Below are 22702 nucleotides of genomic sequence, written 5' to 3'. Positions count from 1 at the left end.
CCTGCTTCGTTCTTCGTCGGGGGTGGGCCTGGCTCAGCGGTCGTCGGCGGAGCGGCCGCGCAGCGCGGCGCGGCGGGCGCCGGCGCGGCGGCGGGCGGACTGGACCACCTCGGGGGTGGCGCCGCTGTCGTCGTCGAGCCACCGGGCCAGCGAGGCGATGTCGCGGAAGCTGAAGAGGTCGGGCACCCGGACCCGTCGGTCGAAGCGGCGGGTCATCAGCCGGGCCAGCCGGATGAGCAGCAGCGAGTCGCCGCCGAGGTCGTAGAACGCGGACTGCACGTCGATGGTCGACGGTTCGAGGTCGAGCAGCTGGCCCCAGATCTCGGCCAGCGCGATCTCGGTGGGCGTGCCGGGGGCGGTCAGCGGCCCGTCGGGGTCGGCGGCCGGCGGCTCGGGGAGCGCGTTGCGGTCGAGCTTGCCGCCGGGGCCGAGCGGCAGGGCGGGCAGCGAGACCAGGGCCGCGGGCACCATGTAGTCGGGCAGTTCGACGGCGAGCCGGGCGGTGACGGCGCTCTGCAGCGCGGCGTCCAGCCGGGGGCCGTCGGGGGCGTCGCCGGCCGGCACCAGGTAGCCGACCAGCCGGTTGCCCCGGACGACGGCGGCGGCCTCCCGGACCTCGGGGCAGCCGGTCAGCCGGGCCTCGACCTCCTCCAGCTCGATCCGGTAGCCGCGCAGCTTGACCTGGTGGTCGCTGCGGCCGTGGAAGCGCAGTTCGCCGCCGTCGGTCAACTCGACCACGTCGCCGGTGCGGTACATCCGCTCGCCGGCCCGGAACGGGTCGGGGACGAAGCGCTCGGCGGTGGTGCGCGGCCGGTTGACGTAGCCGTGGGCGAGGCCGGCGCCGCCGAGGTACAGCTCGCCGGGCGTGCCGGCCGGGAGCCGGCGCAGCTGCTCGTCCAGCACGTAGACCCGGGCGCCCTCGGTGGGCGGGCCGATCGTCGGCTCCTCGGCCGAGTCCTCGGGGACGGGCCCGAAGGAGCAGAACACGGTGCCCTCGGTGGGGCCGTAGGCGTTGAACACCCGGGTGGCGCCCGTCTCCCGGAAGGTGCGGTCGACCAGTTTGCGGCGCAGCGCCTCGCCGCCGAACACCACCGAGCGCAGCTCGGGCGGCAGGGCCCCGGCGTCGAGCAGGCCGTTCATCACCGAGGGGACGACGTTGAGGTGGGTGATCCGGTCGGCGTACCGGCTCTCCGGCAGGTGCACGGCGCTCTCCACCAGCACCACGGCGCCGCCCCGGCAGAGCGCGTTGAAGATCTCCATCACCGACATGTCGAAGCAGACCGAGCTGGCCGCCGCGATGCCGCTCAGGTCGCAGCCCTCCAGGACGCGGTCCATCGCGGCGAGCATCGCCACGGCGCCGCCGTGCCGTACGGCCACGCCCTTGGGCTTGCCGGTGGAGCCCGAGGTGTAGATGACGTACGCGGTGTCCTCGGGCACGACCGGGACGGGCCCGGCGCCGGGCTCGGTGGTGACAGTGCCGCCGTCGCCGAGTACGAGCACGGTCGGGCCGGGCGGGCAGCCGGCCCGGGAGGCGGGCGTGGTGAGCAGCAGCCGGGTGCCGCTGTCCTGGACCATGAAGGTCAGCCGGTCGGCGGGGTAGTTCGGGTCCAGCGGCAGGTAGCAGGAGCCGCTGCGCAGGGCGGCCAGGATGCCGACCAGCAGGTCCGGGGTGCGTTCGACGCAGATGCCGACCGGGACGCCCGGGCCGGCGCCGGCGGCGGTCAGCCGTTCGGCCAACTCCCGGGAGCGCTGGTCGAGTTCGCCGTAGGTCAGGACGCCGGCCTCGGCGTAGACGGCGGTCGCCCCGGGGCTCTTGGCGGCCAGTTCGACGAACGCGGAGTGCAGGGTGTCGGTCACCGGTCCGTCTCCTCGGGCAGGCCGGCCGGGGCGATGGCGCCCAGGGCCAGGTCGGGTCGGGCGATCGCGTCGAAGAGCACGCTGCGGTACAGCGCGAGCAGTGCGGTCACGGTGGGCCTCTCCAGGTAGCTCGGTTTGAACTGGACGTGGCCGGCCACCTCGCCGTCGATGTCCGCCATCGAGATCTCCAGGTCGAACTTGGCGAGGTGCCGGCGCACCTGGAGCGGTTCGAGGGGCAGCGCGCCGTCCGGGGTGAGGGTCTCGCCGACGCCGTGGAAGAGCTTGACGGAGCGGGGGAAGGCGTCCGAGGACAGCCAGTTCACCACCACGTCGAACCACGGGGAGCGGCCCTCGACCCTCGGCGGCTTCAACTGGGAGGCCAGCAGGTCCAGGGGGTAGTTCATGTGCTCCAGCAGGCCGAGCGAGAAGGCGTGGACCTCGCGCAGCAGGTCGCGGAAGCTGCGGTCGGCGGCCGGGCTCGCCCGGACCAGCACGGTGTTGAGGTAGTAGCCGATCGCCGACTCCCAGCCGGGCTCGGAGCGTTGGGCGATCGCGGTGGCCAGTACGGCGTCCTCGGTGCCGACCGCGCGGTTGAGGGTGGCGAAGAACCCGGCCAGCACGACGGTGCTGATCGACACGCCCTCGCGCACCGCGAACTCCCGCAGCAGCCGGGTCTCCTCGGCGCTCCAGCGGAACGCGAGGTCGCGGCCCTCGTAGGTGACGCCCGGCGGGCGCTGCTTGGCGGACAGGTCGAGGTGGGCGGGCGGGTCGGCCAGCTTCTCCGACCACCAGTCCAGGGCCGCGTCGGCGGCCGGCCCGGCCAGCCACTGCCGCTCCCAGGCGACGAACTCGGTGTACGGGGCGGCGGGCGCGTCGGCGGCCGGGTCTGCGCCCTGGTAGTACGCCTGGAGTTCGCGGATCATCACATCGGCGGAGGCCGCGTCCGAGGCGATGTGGTGGACCAGCACCAGCAGGTAGTGGTCGGCCGGGCCGCGGTTCAGCAGGACGACCCGCACCAGCGGCCCGTTGTCCAGGTCGAGCGGCCGGTGCCCGTGCCGGGCCAGTTCCTCGCGGGCCTGTTCGTCGTCCAGCCCGGAGCCGTCCACCGTCAGGAACTCGTACACCGGCTCGTCCAGGACGACCTGGTACGGCCGGCCGCCGGCCTCCACGAACAGGGTGCGCAGCGCGGGGTGGCGGGTCATGACGGCCCGGACGGCGCGCTCCAGGGCCTGCTCGTCGACGGCCGTCCGGATCCGGGCGGTCACCATGAAGTTGTAGGGCACGGCGTCCGGCGAGACCATCTGCATGAACCACAGCGAGGCCTGGCCGTGCGAGGCCGGCGCCAGTTCCAGGCCGAGGCCGGCGGCGCGCAGCTGCGCCAGGGCGGGGGTGTCGTCGGCCGCCAGCAGGCCGCGGGCGTCCAGTTCGTCCAGCAGCTCCTCGGCGTCCAGCTCGGACAGCTCGTCGAGGAAGGCGCGGTCCGGCTCGGCCTTCGGTGGTGGAGCCGACGTGGGGGCGGGCGCGGTGGCGGCGGGGGCGGCGGGGGCCGCGGGCGGTCCGGCGGTGAGTTCGACGAAGTGGCCGACCACTTCGGAGATCGACCGGCCGTCCAGGAAGACCACCGGCGACACCCGGTGCCCGAACAGCGACTGCATCCGGTTGACCAGCCGGATCCCCAGCATCGAGTCGAGGCCGAAGTCGCGCAGGCACGCCTCGGTGTCGAAGCCGCTCACCGGCACGCCCAGGGCGTCGGCGAGTTCGGCCAGGACGATCTCGGCCACCGGTCGGCCCGGCGCCCGTTCCACCGACCGTGCCTCGGGCTGCGCCGCCACCACGGCGGCGGCGGTGGGTTCGGCGGCCGGCGCGGGGGCCCGCGGCGCGAGCGGCTCGGTGTCGATCCAGTAGCGCTCCTTCTGCCACTGCACCAGCGGGGTCTCCACCAGGTCGACGTCATCGCCGAACAGCGGGTCGAAGGTCAGCGGCAGGCCCCGGACGTACAGCGAGGCGGCGGCGCCCAGCAGGCAGCGCAGGTCGCTCTCGTCCCGCCGCAGCGAGTTGACGGCGTGCACCCGGGCGCCGCGGGTCACGGCGATCTCCTCCACCGCGCCGCGCAGCGTCTCGTGCGGGCCGATCTCGATGAAGGTGTCGACGCCCCGGTCGACCAGCGCCCCGACGGTCTCGGCGAACCGGACCTGGTTGCGCAGGTTGTGCACCCAGTAGTCCACGTCGGTGGCCGGGTTGACGCTGTCGGCCAGCGCCGTGGAGTGGAAGTCGATGACGGGCGGCAGCGCGGTGATGCCCTCGATGCCCTCCCGCAGCGGCGGGAGCAGCGGGTCCATCCCGGGGCTGTGCACCGGCCGCTCCACCCGGATCCGGCGGACCGAGACCCCGTCCCGTCGAAGGTCGGCCTCCAGGGCGTCGACGGCCTCGGGCGAGCCGGAGACGGCCGCGCTGGTGGGGCTGTTGACCACGGCGACGGCCGCGTGCGCGGCGTACGGGGCGAGCAGGGGCAGCAGCTCCGCCTCCGGCAGGTCGACCGAGATCATGGCGCCCGCGGCGGCCTTGCGTTCGAGCAGGTGCGAGCGGGTGACCACGACTCGGGCGGCGTCCTCCAGCGACAGCGCGCCCGCCACGCAGGCGGCCGCGACCTCGCCCAGGCTGTGCCCGACCACGGCGGTCGGCTCGACGCCGAGCCCGAGCCAGACCTGTGCCAGCGAGACCTGGAGGGCGAACAGCACCGGCTGCTGGAAGTCCATCTCCTCGTACCGGGCCTCCTCGGCGGGCGCGGCGAGCCGCTCCAGCACCGAGCCGCCGCCGGCCGCGCGCACGGCCGCGTCGCAGGCCTCCATCCAGGACCGGAACCCGGCGTGGGAGCGCAGCAGTTCCCGGCCCATGCCGACCCACTGGGTGCCGCCGCCGGAGAACACCAGCGCCACCCGGCGGTCGGCGTTGCCGGAGACGGTGCCGGTGACCACGTCGGGGTGCGGGCGGCCGGCCGCGACCCGGGCGAGGCCGTCCAGGACGTCCTGCCGGTTGCGGGCGAGCAGCGCCACCCGGTGGCCGTGGTGGGTGCGCCGGGCGGCGAGGGTGTAGGCGAGGTCGCAGACCCGCAGGCCCGGGTCGCGCTCCACGTGGTTGGACAGTGCGCGGCAGGTGTCGGCCAGCGCGCCCGCCGTCCGGGCGGTGACGGGCACCAGGTGCAGCTGTTCGTCGGCGGCGCGCTCGCCGGGGACCGGCGCGGTGTGGCGGCCCCGGTCGCCGGCCAGGAACGGGTGGGCCGGGACGGGCAGTCCGGCGGTGTACAGGGCGCCGAGCGAGCCGAGCAGGGTGCCGGCCTCGTCGGCGCCGCGGCGCAGCGAGGGCAGGGTGGTCGCGGTGAGGATCTCCGAGACCGACTTGAGCAGCAGCGGGTGCGGGCTGAGTTCGACCACCGCGTCGACGTCGTGGTCGCGCAGCCTGGTCAGGGCGTCGACCACCCGGATCTCCCGGCGCAGGTTGTCCGCCCAGTAGTCCGGGCCCAGTTCGGCGCCGTCGACGGCCTCGCCGGTGACCGTGGAGATCATCGGGATGCGGGCCGTCCGGGGCCGGATGCCGTCCAGTTCGGCCTTCAGCGGGGCGAGGACGTGGTCGACCAGCGGGGAGTGCGGGGCGTGGCCCATCCGCACCCGGTGGTTGGTGACGCCCAGGTCGGTGAGCCGGCGGACCAGGCCGTCGATCTCCTGCGGGGTGCCGGTGACCAGGGTGGAGCGCAGCCCGTTGCGGCCGGAGAGGGTGAGCCCGCCGGTCAGGTACGGCTCGACCTCCTCGGCGGCGGTCATCACCACGATGCCCTCGCCGCGCCCGACCGCCAACTGCTGGAGCAGTCGGCCGTGGTGGGCGGCCAGCCGGGAGGCGTCGGCGAAGTCCAGCGCCCCGGCGACGTGGGCGGCGGCGAACTCGCCGACGCTCTGCCCGACCACGACGTCCGGCTCCACCCCCAGCGAGCGCCAGGCCTCGGCCAGCGCGACCTGGAGCGAGAACAGCAGCGGCTGGAAGACGTCCATGTCGTCCAGCCGGCCCTCCGGCGACAGCAGCTGGTCGACCAGGGAGAAGCCCAGCAGCTCCCGCATCCGCCGGTCGGAGCGCATCATGGAGCGGCGGAACACCGGCAGCCCGGCCAGCAGTTGGCGGCCCATGCCGAGCCACTGCGAGCCGTTGCCGGAGAACAGGAACGCCACCCGCGGCCGGCGCCCGGCGGCCTCCCCGACGCTCAGCCCGTCGGCCTCCACGCCGCTGCCGAAGGCGTCCAGCTGGGAGCGGAGCGCGGCCAGGTCGTGGGCGGCGGCCGCGAGCCGGAACGGGCCCTCGCCGGGGGTGCGGCGGCAGAGCGCGCGCAGGTCGGTCGCGTCGCGCACCGCCCGGGCCCGCTCGGCCAGCTCCTCCCGGGAGTCGGCGGCCAGCAGCAGCAAGGAGCTCTCCGGGCGCGGCAGTTCCTCCACGGCGACGTGACAGATCGCGCCGCCGAAGCCGAAGGAGCTGACGCCGCCCCGGCGGGCGTCCGAGCGCCGCGGCCAGGGCGTCAGCCGGTCCTGCACGGTGAGGTTGTACTCGTCGAACATGATCTGCGGGTTGGGTGCGCTGTAGTGCAGGCTCGGCGGCAGCACGCCGTTGCGCATCGACATCGCCAGCTTGACCAGCCCGACGATGCCGGCCGCCGCCTCCAGGTGCCCGACGTTGGACTTGACGGAGCCCAGCCGCAGCGGCTCGGCGCGGTCGCCGCCGAGGACGGCGCCGATGGCGTTGGCCTCGATCGGGTCGCCGAGCGGTGTCGCGGAGCCGTGGCACTCGATGTAGTCCACCAGGTGCGGGGCGATGCCCGCCCGCCGGTACGCGGTGCGCAGCATCTTCTCCTGCGCCAGCGGGTTGGGCGCCGTCATGCCGTTGCTCAGGCCGTCGTTGTTGGAGGAGCTGCCCTTGATCAGGCAGTACACCGGCAGGTCGCGTTCGAGGGCGACGCTCAGCGGGGCGAGCACCACCACGCCGGCGCCCTCGCCGCGCACGTAGCCGTTGGCACGGGCGTCGAAGGACTTGCAGCGGCCGTCCGGGGCGAGCGCGCCCATCTGGTCCATGGCGGTGTAGTAGTCGGAGACGAAGCTGAGGTTGACCCCGCCGGCCAGGACGAGGTCGCTCTCGCCCAGCTGGATCGACTGGCAGCCCACGTGTACCGAGACCAGGGAGCCGGCGCAGGCGGCGTCGATGGCCATGCTCGGGCCCTGGAGGCCGAGGACGTAGGAGACCCGGTTGGCGATGATGCCGTCGTGCATGCCGGTCGCGGTGTGCGGGGTGATCTGGGCGTCCGGGCCGCGGTAGTGCGCCAGCGCGGCGTAGTCGCCCCAGCAGGAGGCCATGAACACGCCGGTGTCGCTGCCGAGCAGGCTGTGCGGGGCGATGCCGGCGTCCTCCAGGGCCTCCCAGCACAGTTCCAGGACCAGCCGCTGCTGCGGGTCCATCTGGACGGCCTCGCGGGGCGAGATGCCGAAGAACAGCGGGTCGAAGCGGTCGATGCCGTCGATGAACCCGCCCCAGCGCACCGCGTCGTTCATCAGCTCGCGGCGGGCGGCCGGCACCGGCCCGACGGCGTCGCCGCCCTCGACCAGCAGCCGCCAGAACGCGGACGGGTCCGGCCCGCCGGGGAACCGGCAGCCGATGCCGACGATCGCCACCGGCTCCTGGGAGGGCGAGCGGCGCTCCTTGGCCGCGGCGGCTTCGGCGGTGCCCGGGCCGTGGACCAGGGCGCGGGCCAGCTCGTCCACGGTCGGGTACTGCCACAGCCAGGTGGCGGGCACCTGCCGGCCGAGGAACTCGGACAGCGCGGCCGCGAGCGCCACCGACCTGCCGGAGTCCAGTCCGTAGCGGTGCAGCGGCGCCCGGCGGTCCAGGGCGGTCGGGGCCACGGCCAACAGCTCGGCGGCGCGGGATAGCAGGAAGTCCGTCACGGCGGACAGGTCTCGCGCTGCGCGTTCTTCGGGCATGGCGACTCCCTCGGCGGGCCGGGTGGAATGGGCGGTCAGGGGGTGGCGGTGGGCATGGTCGACTGCCGTGGTTTCGTACAGAGTCGAATGAAAGCGCGGGCCGGGGCGCGGGTGGCTCGGGCGCGGGAATCCGTGGCGCTGGTCTCTTCGTCCGCCCTGGAACCGGGCGGGCGGGAACGCATGGTCGCAGAGGTGAGTGCAACGAGTATGCGGATTCAATGGAGGCCGGATTGCCTGATGCTTACCTGATCGGCGGACATCAGCGTGCCACCCTGTGAATGGTGAGACAAGCGCACTTTGAGGGTCAGTTGAGGCGTGGCGAGTTCTGATCTCGCCTGTGTCTGAATAAGCCTCTTCAGGCGCGAAAAATGCGCAGAATCTTTCGGAATCTTTCGGATTACTCGGTCGAAACCAGGCATCCCCGGCCACGGCGGGCCCCCCGCCGACCCGGCCGGATCCGCCGCGCCGAGCCGCCCCCCGTCGCCGTCCGCCCAGGTCGGCGGCGCCCTCCGGGGCCGGGCCGGAACTCCCGGGCGGGGGACGGAGGATAGCGGGTGACAGGTACACGCGTACCGTAGCGAACCGGCCGCCCACGACCTGTCGCCGGGGCCGGCCGTCAGTCGGCCGTCAGTCGGTTGTCAGCCAACCGTCAGCCAGTCGTCAGCCGGCGGTCGGCCCGCCGCGGCTCGGCCGCCACCCGGTCACGACTCGGACACCGCCCGGGCACGCCCCAACGGAGGTGGCCCGAGTGGTAGTTCGGGCCCGGGCGGGGTGGACAGCAGTTGAGTGACCACTGCAATCTGATCAGCATGGCAGTTGAGAATATTGATACGGCGTCAGCCCGGCCCGACGGCTCCTTAGCAAAACGCCCCCCACACCACCCGGTGTCCACCCCCCGCAGTGCCCGCACCCGCCGCGACGGAGAGGGCGAAACGGCATGACCGACACCGCGGTCGAGCCGCTGCGCCGGCCAGGACTCGCCCTCGGAGTGCTCGCCGGGGCACTCGCCCTGGACGTGAGCGGCCTCGGGGTGCTCAACGCCGCCCTGCCCTCCGTCGGAGAGCGCTTCCAACTCCACGACAGCACGCTCCAGTGGGTGATGACCGCCTACGCCGTCACCTTCGCCGGCTTCCTGCTGGTCGGCGGCCGGCTCGCCGACGTGCTCGGCCGGCGGCGGGTGTTCGAGGTCGGCATCGCCCTGTTCACCGCGTCCGCGCTGGTCGGAGCGATCGCGCCGAACATCGGGGTGCTGCTGGGCGCCCGCGCCGTCCAGGGCATCGGCGCCGCCCTGTCGGGGCCCGCCGCGCTGGCCCTGCTCACCGAGACCTTCCCGGCCGGCCCGGCCCGCAACCGGGCCTTCGGCGTGTACGCGGCCGTCGGCGCCGCGAGCTTCAGCGGGGGAGTGCTGCTCGGCGGCGTGCTGACCCAGTTCCTCGGCTGGCGCTCGGTGCTGGGGTTCTCGGTGCTGCTCGGAGTCGTCGTGCTCGCCGTGACCCGGGTCGGACTGCCCGACGGCACCGGGCACAGCGGCCGCCTCGACCTGCCCGGCGCGGTATCCGGCACCCTCGGCCTCACCCTGCTCGTGGTCGGCGTCAGCAGCGACGGCGCGACCGCGTGGGCGGTGCTCTGCGTCGCGGTGCTCTGCCTGGTGCTGTTCGTGGTGCGGGAGAGCCGCACCGAGGACCCGGTGCTGCCGCTCGGCCTGTTCCGGCTCGCCTCGGTGCGGGCCGCCAGCCTGGCGGCGTTCCTCCAGTACATGGGCTCGGTCGGCCTGCTGTTCTTCGCGCCGCTGTACCTCCAGGGCATGCTGCACTACTCGCCCTCGGAGTCCGGCCTCGCGCTGGTCCCGATGTCCGCCGCCGTCTTCCTCACCGCCAACTTCGTCACCGGCCGCCTGCTGGCCCGCTACACCGCGCGCACCCTGATGGTCGTCGGCCTGGTGCTGATCGGCGCCGGCGCCGGACTCTGGCTGACCACCCCGCACGAGGGCGGCTACCTGGTGCACGTGCTGCCCGGCCTGGTGGTCAGCGGCATCGGCCAGGGCCTCAACTTCCCGTCGATGACCTCCGCCGGACTCACCGGCGTCCCCGCCGAACAGCACGCCGTCGCCGGGGCGGTGAACGTGGTGACCCAGCAGATCGGTGCCAGCGTGGGCACGGCCGTGATGGTCCTGGTCGCCGCGACCAGCACCGACCAGCTCACCGGCTACCACCTCGCCTACGCCACCGCCGCCGGCGCCTGCGTCCTCGGCGCGGCCCTCATCGCCACCCGCCGCCAGGCCTGACCCGCCCGCCCGGGGAGGCCCGGCGGGCACACCCGCCCACCGGGCTCCCCGCGCCGGCGGAGGCGTTCCGCGCGGATCCGCGAGGAGGTAAGAAGGAGTCCGACCGTGGTCCGCTTCCACGACCCGAAAGGCGCCGCCCGATGACGTCCCTGCTGCTCTCCCGCCGTGACCTCGACTTCCTGCTGTACGAGTGGCTGGACGTGGCCGCGCTCACCGAGCGGCCGCGCTACGCCGAGCACGCGCGGGAGACCTTCGACGCCGCCCTGGAGCTGAGCGAGCAGGTCGCCACCCGGCACTTCGCGCCGCACAACAGGAAGAACGACGCGCAGGAGCCGCGCTTCGACGGGGAGCGGGTGCACATCATCCCGGAGGTGAAGGAGGCGCTGGACGTCTTCGCCGGCACCGGGCTGCTGGGCAGCGCGATGGACCACGAGGTGGGCGGGGCCCAGCTGCCCGCCGTCGTCGCCAACGCCTGCTTCGCCTGGTTCCAGGCCGCCAACCCGGGCACCTCCGGGTACCCGTTCCTCACCGCGGGCCATGCCAACCTGCTGCTGGCGCACGGCAGCCGGGACCAGATCGACACCTATGTGCGGCCGATGCTGGAGGGCCGGTTCTTCGGCACCATGTGCCTGTCGGAGCCGCAGGCCGGGTCCTCGCTGGCGGACCTGCGCACCCGGGCCGAGCCGCGGGCGGACGGCACCTACCGGCTGTTCGGCAACAAGATGTGGATCTCCGGCGGCGACCACGAGCTGTCCGAGAACATCGTCCACCTGGTGCTGGCCAGGATCCCCGGCGGGCCGCCCGGGGTGAAGGGCCTGTCGCTGTTCATCGTGCCCAAGGTGCTGGTGGGCGCCGACGGTTCGCCCGGCGAGCGCAATGACGTGGTCCTGGCCGGGCTGAACCACAAGATGGGCTTCCGGGGGACCACCAACACCCTGCTCAACTTCGGCGAAGGCGTCCACCGGCCGGGCGGCGAGCCCGGTGCCGTCGGCCGGCTCGTCGGTGAGCCGCACCACGGCCTGGCCCTCATGTTCCACATGATGAACGAGGCCCGGATCGGCGTCGGGCTGGGCGCCGCCGCCCTCGGCTACACCGGCTACCTGCACGCCCTGGAGTACGCCCGCAGCCGCCCCCAGGGCCGTCCGGCCGGCGCCAAGGACCCGGCCGCCCCCCAGGTGCCGATCATCGCCCACGCCGACGTCCGCCGGATGCTGCTGGCCCAGAAGTGCTACGCCGAGGGGGCGTTGGCGCTGGTGCTGTACGCCGGCCGGCTGCTGGACGAGGAGCGCACCGGCGTGACGCCCGAGGACCGGGCCCGCGCCAAGCTGCTGCTGGACGTCCTCACACCCGTCGTCAAGAGCTGGCCCTCGCAGTGGTGCCTGGAGGCCAACAGCCTCGCCATCCAGGTGCACGGCGGCTACGGCTACACCCGCGAGTACGCGGTGGAGCAGTTCTACCGCGACAACCGGCTCAACCCGATCCACGAGGGCACCCACGGGATCCACGGGCTGGACCTGCTCGGCCGCAAGGTCGTGATGGACGGCGGGGCGGGGCTGCGGCTGCTGGTCGAGACCGTCGCGGCGACGGTCGACCGGGCCAAGGGCCTCGGCGGTGACGCCGGCGAGTACGCGGCGCAGCTGGACGCGGCCGTGCGGCGGATCGCCTCGGTCACCCGACGGCTGTGGGCGACGGGCGATCCGGAGACCGCCCTGGCCAACTCCAGTTGCTACCTGGAGGCGGTCGGCCACACCGTGGTCGCCTGGCTGTGGCTGGAGCAGTTCCTCGCCGCCGAGGGTGGCAGCGGCCCCTTCTACGAGGGCAAGCGGCACGCCTGCCGGTTCTTCTTCCGCCAGGAACTGCCCAGGACGGAGGCGCAGTTCCGGCTGCTGGAGAGCCTGGACCGGACGGCGGTCGAGATCCCCGACGACGCGTTCTGAACCCGGAAGGCCCCCGCACCCCGGTCAGGGTGCGGGGGACCGGTCAGGCCCCGACGGAGGCCAGCCGGGCGTGGCGCCGGGCGCTCGCCTCGGCCGGGTCCAGCACCGGGACTGCGGCCAGCAGGCCCTTGGTGTACGGGTGCTGGGGCGCGTCGTAGACCGCGTCGGCCTCGCCCTGTTCGACGATCCGCCCGGCCCGCATCACCGCGACCCGGTCGCTCACCTGCCGGACCACGGCGAGGTCATGGGCGATGAAGACCAGCGCCAGGCCCAGGTCGCGCTGCAGTTCGCCGAGCAGCTCGACCACCTGGGCCTGGGTGGTGACGTCCAGCGCGGACACCGGTTCGTCGCAGACGATCAGCCGCGGCCCGGGTGCCAGGGCCCGGGCGATGCCGACCCGCTGGCGCTGCCCGCCGGAGAACTCGTGCGGGTAGCGGTGGTACCAGTCGGGGTCGAGCCCGACGCGTTCGAGCAACTCGCCGACCCGGGAGCGGATCCGGCGCTCGTCGGTCCGGCCGGCGATCCGCAGCGGGTCGGCGACGGACTCCCCGATGGAGCGGCGCGGGTTGAGCGAGGAGACCGGGTCCTGGAAGACCATCTGCAGCTCCTGCCGCAGCGGGCGCAGCTCCTTGTCCCCGAGCGCCCCGATGTCGCGGCCGCGGTAGTGGAGCCGGCCGCTCGTCGGGTCCAGCAGCCGGACGAGCATCCGCCCGAGGGTGGTCTTCCCGGAGCCGGACTCGCCGACCACGCCCAGGGTCTCGCCGGCCCGGACGGTGAGCGAGACGCCGTCCACGGCGGCCACCGGGGCGGCGCGCCGGGCGAGGGAGCCGCGGGTGGTGAACTCCCGGCGCAGGTCGACGGCTTCGAGCAGCACCTCGCCCTCGGCGGGCCGGGCAGGCCCGGCAGGTCCGCCCGGGGCGGCCGGAACAGCCGGAACAGCCGGGGCGGCCGGGGCGTCGACCCGGGGCACCGCCGACAGCAGGGCCCGGGTGTACGGCTCGCGCGGCGCGCCCAGTACCTCGGCGACCGGCCCGTGTTCCACCGCCCGGCCGTCCTTCATCACCAGCACCCGGTCCACGCTCCCGGCGACCACCCCCAGGTCGTGGGTGACCAGGACCAGCCCGGCCCCGGTCTCGGTGCGCAACTCGTGCAGCAGGTCGAGGATCTGGGCCTGGACGGTGACGTCCAGGGCGGTGGTCGGCTCGTCGGCGACCAGCAGCCGCGGCTCGCAGGCCAGGGCCATCGCGATCAGCACCCGCTGGCGCATCCCGCCGCTGAACTCGTGTGGCCGGGAGCGGCAGCGCCGCGCCGCGTCGGCGATGCCGACCCGGTCGAGCACCTCGACGGCCCGGGCCCGGGCCTCGCGGCGGGAGACGGGCCGGTGGACCCGGACGACCTCGGCGATCTGGTCCCCGACCGCGTAGTAGGGGTCGAGGGCGGAGAGCGGGTCCTGGAACACCATGGCCGCCAGTCCGCCCCGCAGCCGGCGGAGTTCGTCGCCTTCGGCGGTGACCGCGTCGACCCCGGCGACCCGCACCGAGCCGCCGATCCGGGCGCCCGTCCCGCGGTGCAGGCCGAGCAGCCCGTAGGCGATGGTGCTCTTGCCGGAGCCGGACTCGCCGACGATGCCGAGCGCCTGCCCGGGCTCCAGGGTGAAGCCGACGCCGTCGACGGCGCGGACGTGGCCGTCGCCGACGGGGAAGTCCACGACCAGGTCCCGGACGTCCACCAGCGGTTCGGGGCTCATGCGAGGACCACCCTTCGGTCGGTCACCGCGTAGAGCACGTCCGCGACGACATTGGCGAGCACGACGCAGAACCCGGTGACCAGGGTCAGGCCGACCACGGTGGGCAGGTCGATCAGGCCCACCGAGCTGACCAGCAGCTTGCCGAGCCCGGGGAGGCCGAAGAGCGTCTCGGTCAGCACGGCGGAGCCGAACATCGTCCCGAGGTCCAGCGCGGTGAGCGCGATCACCGGGGTGAGCGCGCCGCGCAGCGCGTGCCGGGTCACCAGCCGCCGTTCGCTGACGCCGTACGCCCGGAAGGTCCGGATGTGGTCGTCGGCGAGGGTCTCCAGCATGGACGAGCGGGTCAGCCGGGCGTACTTGGCGGACTCGATCAGGGCGAGCGAGACCCAGGGCAGCAGCAGGCCCCAGAACCACTGCTGCGGGTCCTCGGTCAGCGGCACGTAGCTGGGGAAGGGCAGCCACTGGAGCTGGGCGCACAGGACGATCAGCAGCACCAGGCCGATGACGAACACCGGGACGGCGGTGCCGGCCAGGGTCAGCGCGGTCAGCAGCCGCTCGCTCAGCCGGCCCCGGCGCAGCGCGGAGAGCAGCCCGGCACCGACCCCGAGGGCCAGCCAGAGCACCATGGCGCCGAACGCCAGCGAGGCCGTCACCGGGAGCCGGGCGGTGATCATGTCGGTGACCTGTTCGCCGCTGCGGTAGGAGACGCCCAGGCAGGGCGCGGGGCAGTGCAGCAGGCCGGTCCCGGCGCTGAAGTCGCGTCCGGCGACGATCCCCTGGAGGAAGTGGGCGTACTGCAGGTACACCGGCGCGTCGAGGCCCAGCCGTTCGCGCACCTGGAGGACCTGGGCGGGGCTGCACTTCTCGCCGCAGGCGAGCTGGGCGGGGTCGCCGGGGGCGAGGTAGAACACCGCGTAGACGACCAGGGAGAGCGCGAGCAGCACGCCGAACATGCCGACGGCCTTGCGGAGCAGGAAGCGGGTCATGCGGTGGCCTCCTCGGTGGCGGCGCCCGACGGGCCGGCGGCCGACGGGCCGGCGCCCGACGTGGTCCCGCTCCGCGTCCCGACCCGCAGCCGGGAGGCCGCGCGCGGGTCGAGCTCGGTGCGGACGGCGTCGCCGAGCACGGTGAAGGCGAGCACAGTGACGAACAGCAGCGCGGACGGCAGCAGGACGTACATCGGGTCCGCCCGGAACCAGGTGGTCGCGCCGGAGAGCATCTGCCCCCACGAGGAGGTGGGCGGCTTGACGCCCACGCCGAGGAAGGACAGCCCGGCCTCGGAGACCACGTTGGCGGGCAGCAGCACCGCCGCGTAGGTGATGACCGGCGCGGCCAGCGAGGGCAGCAGTTCCCGGCGGGCGATCCGCCACCGGGAGGCGCCGGCCAGCCGGGCCGCGGCCACGTAGTCGAGTTGGCGGAGGCTGAGCGTCTGGGCCCGGACCAGCCGGGAGGTGCCGGCCCAGCCCAGCAGCCCGATGACCAGGGTCAGCAGCAGCGGGCGGGGGAAGTCGGAGGGCACGATCGCCATCAGCGAGATGGCGAAGACCAGCGAGGGCAGGGCGAGCATCACCTCGGTGGTGTTGCCGATCAGTTGGTCGAGCAGCCGGCTGCCCAGGCCCGCGGCGAGGCCGAGCAGCACACCGAGGGTGACCTGGACGAGGGTGGCGCCGACGGCGACCAGCAGCGAGATCCGGGCGCCGTGCACCAGCCGGGCGAACACGTCCCGCCCGGTGCCCGGTTCGACGCCGAGCCAGTGCTCGGCGCTGACCCCGCCGAGCGGGCCGGTGGGCACTCCGCCGGCCGCGGAGTCGAGCAGGTCGTTGTGGTAGCCGGTGGGGTCCTGGCCTTCGAGCGCGCTGAGCAGCGGTGCCGCCGCCGCGATCAGGGCGAGCAGGACGATGACGAGGCCGGCGGCGCGGACGGTGCGCCGCGCGAGCAGCCGCCGCCACACCTGCCGTCCCCCGGCGGCCGGGGAGGCCGTGAGGGCCTCCCCGGTGGTGGGCTTCTGTGGAGCCATGGTGGTCCGACCGATCCGTCCGTCGCCGTCCGCTACTTGACCGCGACCTGGGAGATGTCCAGCACGCCGGTCCAGTCGCTGATCACGACGTTGCGGACGTCCTTGCCGGCGAGGCGCTTGTAGACCGGGTGGAACAGCGGGACGGTCAGGGCCTGGTCGCCGATCCGCTGGTCCAGGGCGCCCCAGCGCTTGGCGGCCTCGGCGTGGTCGGTGATCTTGTTGATCTGGTCGATCTCGTCGTTCACCGAAGGGTCGTCCAGCTGGGCGGAGTTGAAGTTGTAGCCGTCGGTGACGATCTGCCGGCCGTCGAAGATCGGCGCCAGGAACGGGCCGCCGGACGGCCAGTCGGCGCCCCAGCCGGAGAGGAAGAGGCCGGGCTCGGTGCCGACGGTGTGGATGGTCTTGGAGTAGCGGGTGCCGTCCAGGGCGTCGAGCTGGACGGTGATCCCGGCGGCCTTCAGACCGTCCTGGACGGCGGTGGCCAAGTTGGGTCCGTAGCCCTTGCCGGACTCGGTGGAGTGGGTGAGCGTGATGGTCAGGCCGTCCGGGTAGCCGGCCTCCTTCAGCAGCTCCTTGGCCTTGTCCGGGTTGCCGGTGGCGCCGGCCGGGAACGGGTCGTACGGCGTGTACCCGAAGGTCTCCTGGGCGGGCAGGTAGGTGGTGGCGGCCTCGGCGAGCGAGGAGCCGCCGGCGGCGTTGACCACCGAGGTGCGGTTGAGCGCGTAGGCGATCGCCTGTCGGACCTTGGGGTTGTCGAAGGGCTTGACCTTGGGGTTGAACGCCAGGTAGTTGACGTAGCCGAAGTGGCCGGTGCCGACCCGGGCGGCGAGCGCCTTGTCGTCCTTCACCTGGGCGAGTTCGGAGGGGCCGAGGTTGGTGTCGGTGGTGACGGCGGCCGCGTCGGCGCCGGTGCCGGAGGCGAGCCGCTGGTTGATCACCGCCGGGTCGAGGCCGGACTGCACGTCGATGGTGTCGGGGTACGCCTTGCGCTGGTCGTCCGTCGCCGTGGACCAGTGGGGGTTGCGCTTGAGGACGATGTGGGTGCCGTCGTTCTCGTTCTTGACCACCTGGTAGGGGCCGGAGGAGACGGGGTGGTCCTGGTACTTCGTCCCGGTGTCCTTGGCCTGCGGGACGGGGGCGAACTGGGTCTGGGTGGCCAGGTAGGGGAAGTCGCCCTCGGGCTTGTTCAGGTGGAACACGATGGTCTTCTGGTCCGGCGTCTCGATGGCGTCCAGGCCGCGGCCGCCCTGGTACGGACCCTGGTAGTCGGCGGCGCCGACCAGCCAGTCCCTCAGATAGGGTGCCCCGCCGGAGAGTTCGGGGGCGAAGGAGCGCTCGATGCCGTACTTGATGTCGGCGGTGGTGATCGGCGAGCCGTCCTCGTAGCTGAGGTTGTCCTTGAGGTGGTACGTCCACACCGTGGCGCCCTCGGAGGAGGTGCCGGTGTCGGTGGCGAGGTCGGGGACGACCTTGGTGCCGGCCGCGCCGTCGGCCCGGTTGCGGGTGGTGAGGGTGCGGAAGACCAGCGAGGGGACGTTGCCGCCGCCGGAGGTGTAGAGCCGCGCGGGGTCGAACTGGTCCTGGGGGTTCTGGTTCAGGACGGTGAGGGTGCCGCCCGGCTTCGGCGCCGCGTCCTTGCCGGTGCTCCCACCGCCGTCGGCCTTCGGTCCGCAGGCCGCCGCTCCGGCGACCAGGGCGACGGTGACGGTCGCCGCGGCGAGGCGGCGGGGGCTGAAGGTGGTTCGAGACATCGGAAAGGGGGCCTTTCGCTACCGATGGTGTACGGAGGAAGGCGGGCGGCAGTGAGGCCTCGGGAAAAGGGGAACGGCACCGCGCCCGCGGGAAGGGGCGACGCCCCGAGGCGGCGATCACCGCAACGCTTCGGGACAGGCGGGTTCAGCGACAGAGGTTGTCGGCGACGCAGTGCGCGGCCACGCCGATCAGCGCCAGCTCGATGGCGGCGCAGCGGATCGGGTGACGGTCGGACATGCCGAAAAGACTGTACGACTAAAAGCGGAATGTCAAAGTGCCGTTTGTCGGGGGGTGCCGGGGCGGGCGCCGGCCCCCCCCTGGGGGCCGGCCCTACGGCCGCAGCGCGGCGTACGTCGGCGTGGTCAGGTACGCCGTGGTCAGGGCGGCGGCCTCCCGGAGCGCCTCGGCCCACGGGGTGGGGGCGAGCCGGGCGGCGAGGAGGCAGGCGAACAGGATGTCGCCGGCGCCGACGGTGAGCGGCTGCCCGTTGACGGTGGGAGCGGGCTGGTGCAGCAGGGCGCCGCCGTCCCCGGGGACGAGGACGGAGCCCTGGGCGCCGAGGGTGACGAGCACGTGGCCGTCGGAGTCGACGAGCTTGCGGGCGGCGGCGATCGCCTCGTGCGCGGACAGGTCGGACAGGTCGGACCCGTGGGGCAGGCCGGGCAGGCCGGGCAGCTCGGTGCCGGCCCAGAGCGAGAGTTCACGGGCGTTGAGCGAGACGAAGGTCGCCTGTTCGCCGTCGGGGACGAGCTTGTGGACTTCGGTCGGGTCGGCGGAGAGCAGCCAGAACGGGATGCCGCGTTCGCGGGCGGTGGCGCACAGCCAGGCCAGGGTGGCGGGGTGGCTGTCGGTGCCGGAGACGATGACCGAGGCCTGGTCGAACAACTCGGGCCGGGCGCCCAGCAGTTCGGGAGTGAGCAGGTCGAGCGCCGCTTGGCCGACGAAGTGCATGTCGATGACCGAGCCGTCCACCAGCTGGGCCTCGAACAGGGGCAGCGGGGTCGGGGCGGGCAGGGCGATCCGCTCGACGCCGTGGGCGGCGAGGTGCGCGTCCACGGCGGGGGCGAGGTCGCCGGTGTACTCGGCGGTGAGGAAGAGCGGGTCGCTGCCGCGGGCGGCCATCGCGCATGCGACGTTGTGGATGACGCCGCCCCACTGCAGGGCCGCGGGCGGCAGGGCGCGGCCGATCGGGCCCTCGTGGAGGTAGTCGAGGGTGACGGTGCCTATCAGCAGGGGGCGCTCGGTGGTCATCTGCGGTCCAGAAGTTCGGCGAGGTGGAGGCTCTCGCGGTGGGCGAGCTGGTCGAGTTGGGTGCGGCAGGAGAAGCCGTCGGCGAGCAGGTCGGTGTCCGGCCCGGCGGCGCGGACGGCGGGCAGCAGGGAGGTCTCGGCGACCCGCACACTGGTCTCGTAGTGGCCGCGCTCGGCGCCGAAGTTCCCGGCCAGCCCGCAACAGCCGTCGACCGCCTGAACGGTGGCGCCCGCCCGGGTGAGCAGCTCGCGGTCGGCGGACCAGCCCAGGACGGCGCGGTGGTGGCAGTGCGGCTGGGCGACGACCTGGGTGCCGGTGAGCGGCGGGGGCGTCCAGCCGGGGGTGTCGGTGAGCAGCTCGGCCAGGGTGCGGGTGGCGCGCGCGACGGCCGCCACGGCCGGTGTGGCGCCCAGGAGTTCGGCGGCGTCGCCGCGGAAGACCGCGGTGCAGGACGGTTCCAGCCCGACGACCGGGATGCCCGCCTCGGCGTGCGGGGCCAGGGCGGCGACGCTGCGGCCGAGGGTGCGGCGGGCGAGGTCCAGCTGTCCGGTGCTGATGGTGGTGAGGCCGCAGCAGAGCTGCCGGTCCGGGATCCGCACCTGGTAGCCGGCCCCTTCGAGGACCCGTACGGCGGCCTGGCCGACCTGCGGGGCGAAGTGGTTGGTGAAGGTGTCGACCCAGAGCAGCACCGGGTCGCCGGTGGACGCCGGTCGCGGGCGGGCGGCGAACCACTGGCGGAAGGTGCGCGGGGCGAACCGCGGCAGCTCCCGGCGCGGGTCCACTCCGGCGGCCCGTCGGCCCAGCCGGCCGAGCGGCCCGGCCAGGGCGCGGTTGGTGAGCCCCGGGGCGAGGGCGGCGAGGCGGGCCCAGTACGGGAGCAGGCCGAGCGAGTAGTGGGAGGCGGGGCGCAGCCGGCCGCGGTAGCGCTGGTGGAGGTACTCGGCCTTGTAGGAGGCCATGTCGACGCCGCTGGGGCAGTCGGAGGAGCAGCCCTTGCAGGCCAGGCAGAGGTCCAGTGCCTCGGCGAGTTCGGGGGCCTGCCAGCCTTGCACCAGCGTGCCGTTGACCATCTCCTGGAGCACCCGGGCACGGCCCCGGGTGGAGTCCTTCTCGTCCCGGGTGGCCAGGTAGCTCGGGCACATCACGGAGTCCGGGGCGGGGCTGCTCGCCCGGCACTTGCCGACGCCGGTGCAGCGGTGGACGGCCCGGGTGAAGTCGCCGTCGTCCCGGTGGTGGGCGAGTCCGAGACCGATGCGCAGCGGGGCGGCGGCGGGGAGGCGGAGGTCGGCGTCCAGCGGGGCCGGGTGCACCAGGACGCCGGGGTTGAGCAGGCCGTCGGGGTCGAAGACGGCCTTGACCGCGCCGAAGGCCTCCAGTGCGGCGGGGGAGTACATGTGGGGCAGGAGTTCGCCGCGGGCGCGGCCGTCGCCGTGCTCGCCGGACATCGAACCGCCGTGCCGGCCGACCAGTTGCGCGGCCTGTTCCAGGAAGGCCCGGAACACGGCCGGGCCGCCCGGCCGTTCGAGCGGGAAGTCGAGCCGGACGTGGACGCAGCCGTCGCCGAAGTGGCCGTACGGGATGCCGGTGAGGCCGTGGTCGGTCAGCAGTGCCTCGAACTCGCGCAGGTAGGCGCCGAGTCGGTCGGGCGGAACGGCGGCGTCCTCCCAGCCGGGGTGGGCGCGGCCGGTGCGGGCGACCAGGCCGGCGCCGTCCTCGCGGATCCGCCACAGCGCCGCGGCCTCCGCCGCGTCGGTGATCAGCCGGGAGTCCAGCGCCCCGGCGGCGGCGATCACCCGGGCCGCGCCCGCGCGGGCCTCCTCCGCGGTGTCGCCCGCCACCTCGACCAGCAACCAGCCGCCGCCGCGCGGCAGTTGCGGCAGGGCGGCGGAGCCGCGCAGACCGCGGACGATGTCGACGATGCGCCGGTCCAGGCCCTCGACGGCGACCGGCTCGCAGGGCAGCAGCCGGGGGACGTCGTCGGCGGCGCCGGCCATGTCGGGGTAGCCCAGCACCGCCAGCGCGGTCGCGGCGGGGACGGCGGTGAGCCGCAGCCGGGCCCCGAGCAGCACCCCGAGGGTGCCCTCGGAGCCGGCGAGGGCGGCCGGGAGGTCGAAACCCCTTTCCGGCAGTAGGTGTTCGAGGGAGTAGCCGGACACCTGCCGCCCGAACCGGCCGAGTTCGGTGCGGATGACGGCCAGCCGGCCCTGCACCACGCGGGAGAGCGCGGTGAGGGTCGGCGAGCCGGAGGGGTCCGCGCCCTTGCGGGCGGTGAGGCGTTCGCCGGTGCCGGTGACCACGTCCAGCTCGACCACGTTGTCGGCGGTGCGCCCGTAGCCGAGCGCCCGGGAGCCGCAGGCGTTGTTGCCGATCATCCCGCCGATCGTGCAGCGGCTGTGGGTGGACGGGTCGGGGCCGAAGCGCAGGCCGTGGGCGGCGGCGGCCCGTTGCAGGTCGTCCAGGACGACTCCCGGGTCCACCACGGCGGTTCGGGTCTCCGGGTCGATCCCGTGCACCCGGTTGAGGTGGCGGGAGAAGTCCAGGACGACGCCGGGGCCGACCGCGTTCCCGGCGATCGACGTACCGGCGCCCCGGGCCGTCAGCGGAACGCCGAGCGAGCGGCAGACGTCCAGCGCCGCCGCCACCTCGTCGGCGCCGCGCGGGAACGCGACGGCGGCGGGGACGATCCGGTAGAGCGAGGCGTCGCTGGAGTACTCCGCCCGGCGGCGCGTGGAGCCGTCCGCCTCGACCCCGGCGCGGCGGAGTGCGGCGGTCGCCTCACCCGGCTCGGCCACGTCCCCCGGCTCGGCCACGTCCCCAACTCTCATGTTCCGTACCCTAGTTGTTCGAAGTCCCGACCAGCCCGACCCGCTCCAGCAACTGCGGTGCGGGCAGCGAGGAGTGGAACTCCTCGACCGCCGCGGCCAGCCGTCGCTCGGGCTGCGGGGTGTCCGGGCGGCCGCCCGTCCACAGCGCGGTGAGCGCATGGTAGACCTCGGCGGTTGCCGTCACCAGCCGGTCGCTGAGCGGCTCCGGGGGCGGCCACTCGGAGCGGGGCGTGCCGTTGCGCACGGCCTCCTGCACCTGGTCGCGCAGCCCGGGGTGGAGCAGCCGCAGCAACTCCTTGCAGACCGGGGTCCCGTGGAAGTAGAAGCGGTTCTCGTCCGGGGTGCCGACGTGGTCGATCAGCAGCGGACGGCGGTGCTCGTCGAAGCCGTACTCGGCCTTGCCGTCCGCGAGCCGCAGCCCGACCGCGTCCGCGTGGGCGGTCAGGACCCCGGCGACGGTGCGGGTCAGTTCGGCGATCCCGGCCAGGTCACCGGGGGTGACCCGGCCGACCAGGGCGGCCTCCTCGGCGGTGACGAAGCGGTCGGTCTCCTCGAACTTGGTGGTGAACTCCACCATCGGGGCGGCCAGCCACGGCGCACCGTCGGCGCCGTACGGGGGCACCAGCGCCCGGTCCAGGGTGCCCGCGGCGGTGCGGCGGTGAACGGAGGACTCGCGCGGCAGCGCGTTGCGGTAGACCACCTGGAGCGGGATCATCCCGGCCGGGCCGGTGGCGGCGTGGCGGCCCAGGAGGTCGATGTCCAGCAGCCGGATGCGCAGCGAGCGCTCGTCCACCTGCTCCACGAAGTGGGTCGACACGCCGGCCGCTTCGAGCAGCCCGAAGGAGTGGACGGCCATGGTGGCGGAGGCGATGCCCTTGCCGGGGATCTCGTCCGGCATCACGCCGAAGTCGTACACCGAGTAGCGGTCGGTGAAGGTGAGGATGCCGTCACCGGGGCGGCCGTCGGCCGGCGGGCGGAGGATTTCCAAGTCCTTGGTGGACCAGCGCTTCACAGGTACTCC

At 74.1% G+C, this 22702-nt stretch carries 12 protein-coding genes; 2 read left to right on the top strand and 10 right to left on the bottom strand.

Annotated features, from left to right (window positions below):
- Positions 1-33: 33 nt before the first annotated feature.
- Both BG452_RS30845 and BG452_RS30840 read right to left on the bottom strand, forming a co-directional pair.
- Complete coding sequence (locus BG452_RS30845) at positions 34-1857, bottom strand: non-ribosomal peptide synthetase (protein WP_188307649.1); 1824 nt, start codon at positions 1855-1857, stop codon at positions 34-36.
- Entirely contained in the window at positions 1854-7868 is a 6015-nt protein-coding gene (locus tag BG452_RS30840; protein WP_188307648.1) for a type I polyketide synthase, read from the bottom strand. The genes BG452_RS30845 and BG452_RS30840 overlap by 4 nt, the downstream gene beginning before the upstream one ends.
- 937 nt (positions 7869-8805) lie before the next feature.
- Here BG452_RS30840 and BG452_RS30835 point away from each other — a divergent pair.
- Positions 8806-10152, top strand: coding sequence for an MFS transporter (locus tag BG452_RS30835; protein ID WP_188307647.1), 1347 nt, complete (start codon positions 8806-8808; stop codon positions 10150-10152).
- Positions 10153-10292: 140 nt separating this feature from the next.
- Positions 10293-12089 (top strand): acyl-CoA dehydrogenase, encoded by a 1797-nt coding sequence (locus BG452_RS30830; protein ID WP_188307646.1) that lies wholly within the window; start codon positions 10293-10295, stop codon positions 12087-12089.
- Positions 12090-12132: 43 nt separating this feature from the next.
- Here BG452_RS30830 and BG452_RS30825 read toward each other — a convergent pair whose 3' ends face one another.
- The 8 genes from BG452_RS30825 to BG452_RS30795 all read right to left on the bottom strand — a co-directional run bounded on the left by BG452_RS30825 (position 12133) and on the right by BG452_RS30795 (position 22693).
- Positions 12133-13836 (bottom strand): ABC transporter ATP-binding protein, encoded by a 1704-nt coding sequence (locus tag BG452_RS30825; RefSeq protein WP_188307645.1) that lies wholly within the window; start codon positions 13834-13836, stop codon positions 12133-12135.
- A complete protein-coding gene (locus tag BG452_RS30820) occupies positions 13833-14822 on the bottom strand; it encodes an ABC transporter permease (RefSeq protein WP_188307644.1) in 990 nt (329 codons plus the stop codon). Before BG452_RS30820 ends, BG452_RS30825 begins: the two co-directional genes overlap by 4 nt.
- Positions 14819-15853 carry an ABC transporter permease gene (locus BG452_RS30815; RefSeq protein WP_188307643.1) on the bottom strand — a complete coding sequence of 345 codons (1035 nt, stop codon included), beginning with the start codon at positions 15851-15853 and terminating at the stop codon, positions 14819-14821. The genes BG452_RS30820 and BG452_RS30815 overlap by 4 nt, the downstream gene beginning before the upstream one ends.
- Positions 15854-15885: 32 nt before the next feature.
- Entirely contained in the window at positions 15886-17604 is a 1719-nt protein-coding gene (locus BG452_RS30810; protein WP_188307642.1) for an ABC transporter substrate-binding protein, read from the bottom strand.
- Positions 17605-17749: 145 nt separating this feature from the next.
- Positions 17750-17842 (bottom strand): Ms4533A family Cys-rich leader peptide, encoded by a 93-nt coding sequence (locus tag BG452_RS47840; RefSeq protein ID WP_317621300.1) that lies wholly within the window; start codon positions 17840-17842, stop codon positions 17750-17752.
- 93 nt (positions 17843-17935) lie between these two features.
- The gene (locus BG452_RS30805) at positions 17936-18856 is read right to left on the bottom strand and encodes a PfkB family carbohydrate kinase (RefSeq protein WP_188307641.1); all 921 of its coding nucleotides are present in this window, start codon (positions 18854-18856) and stop codon (positions 17936-17938) included.
- On the bottom strand, positions 18853-21681 hold the full coding sequence (locus BG452_RS30800) for an FAD-binding and (Fe-S)-binding domain-containing protein (protein ID WP_188307640.1): 2829 nt from the start codon (positions 21679-21681) through the stop codon (positions 18853-18855). Before BG452_RS30800 ends, BG452_RS30805 begins: the two co-directional genes overlap by 4 nt.
- A gap of 10 nt (positions 21682-21691) precedes the next feature.
- Complete coding sequence (locus BG452_RS30795; protein ID WP_188307639.1) at positions 21692-22693, bottom strand: phosphoribosylaminoimidazolesuccinocarboxamide synthase; 1002 nt, start codon at positions 22691-22693, stop codon at positions 21692-21694.
- Between the last annotated feature and the right edge of the window lie 9 nt (positions 22694-22702).

This window comes from Streptomyces sp. CBMA123 (assembly GCF_014596465.1).
GTDB lineage: Bacteria > Actinomycetota > Actinomycetes > Streptomycetales > Streptomycetaceae > Kitasatospora.
The sequence above is the reverse complement of the archived record's forward strand: the minus strand, read 5'-3'. Positions and strand labels throughout refer to the sequence as shown.

Excerpts from the sequence above, each read along its gene's own strand:
- BG452_RS30835 (WP_188307647.1), top strand. The coding sequence starts at position 8,806 with ATGACCGACACCGCGGTCGAGCCGCTGCGCCGGCCAGGACTCGCCCTC.
- BG452_RS30830 (WP_188307646.1), top strand. The coding sequence starts at position 10,293 with ATGACGTCCCTGCTGCTCTCCCGCCGTGACCTCGACTTCCTGCTGTAC.
- BG452_RS30805 (WP_188307641.1), bottom strand. The coding sequence starts at position 18,856 with ATGACCACCGAGCGCCCCCTGCTGATAGGCACCGTCACCCTCGACTAC.
- BG452_RS47840 (WP_317621300.1), bottom strand. The coding sequence starts at position 17,842 with ATGTCCGACCGTCACCCGATCCGCTGCGCCGCCATCGAGCTGGCGCTG.
- BG452_RS30825 (WP_188307645.1), bottom strand. The coding sequence starts at position 13,836 with ATGAGCCCCGAACCGCTGGTGGACGTCCGGGACCTGGTCGTGGACTTC.
- BG452_RS30800 (WP_188307640.1), bottom strand. The coding sequence starts at position 21,681 with ATGAGAGTTGGGGACGTGGCCGAGCCGGGGGACGTGGCCGAGCCGGGT.
- BG452_RS30815 (WP_188307643.1), bottom strand. The coding sequence starts at position 15,853 with ATGGCTCCACAGAAGCCCACCACCGGGGAGGCCCTCACGGCCTCCCCG.
- BG452_RS30820 (WP_188307644.1), bottom strand. The coding sequence starts at position 14,822 with ATGACCCGCTTCCTGCTCCGCAAGGCCGTCGGCATGTTCGGCGTGCTG.
- BG452_RS30840 (WP_188307648.1), bottom strand. The coding sequence starts at position 7,868 with ATGCCCGAAGAACGCGCAGCGCGAGACCTGTCCGCCGTGACGGACTTC.
- BG452_RS30810 (WP_188307642.1), bottom strand. The coding sequence starts at position 17,604 with ATGTCTCGAACCACCTTCAGCCCCCGCCGCCTCGCCGCGGCGACCGTC.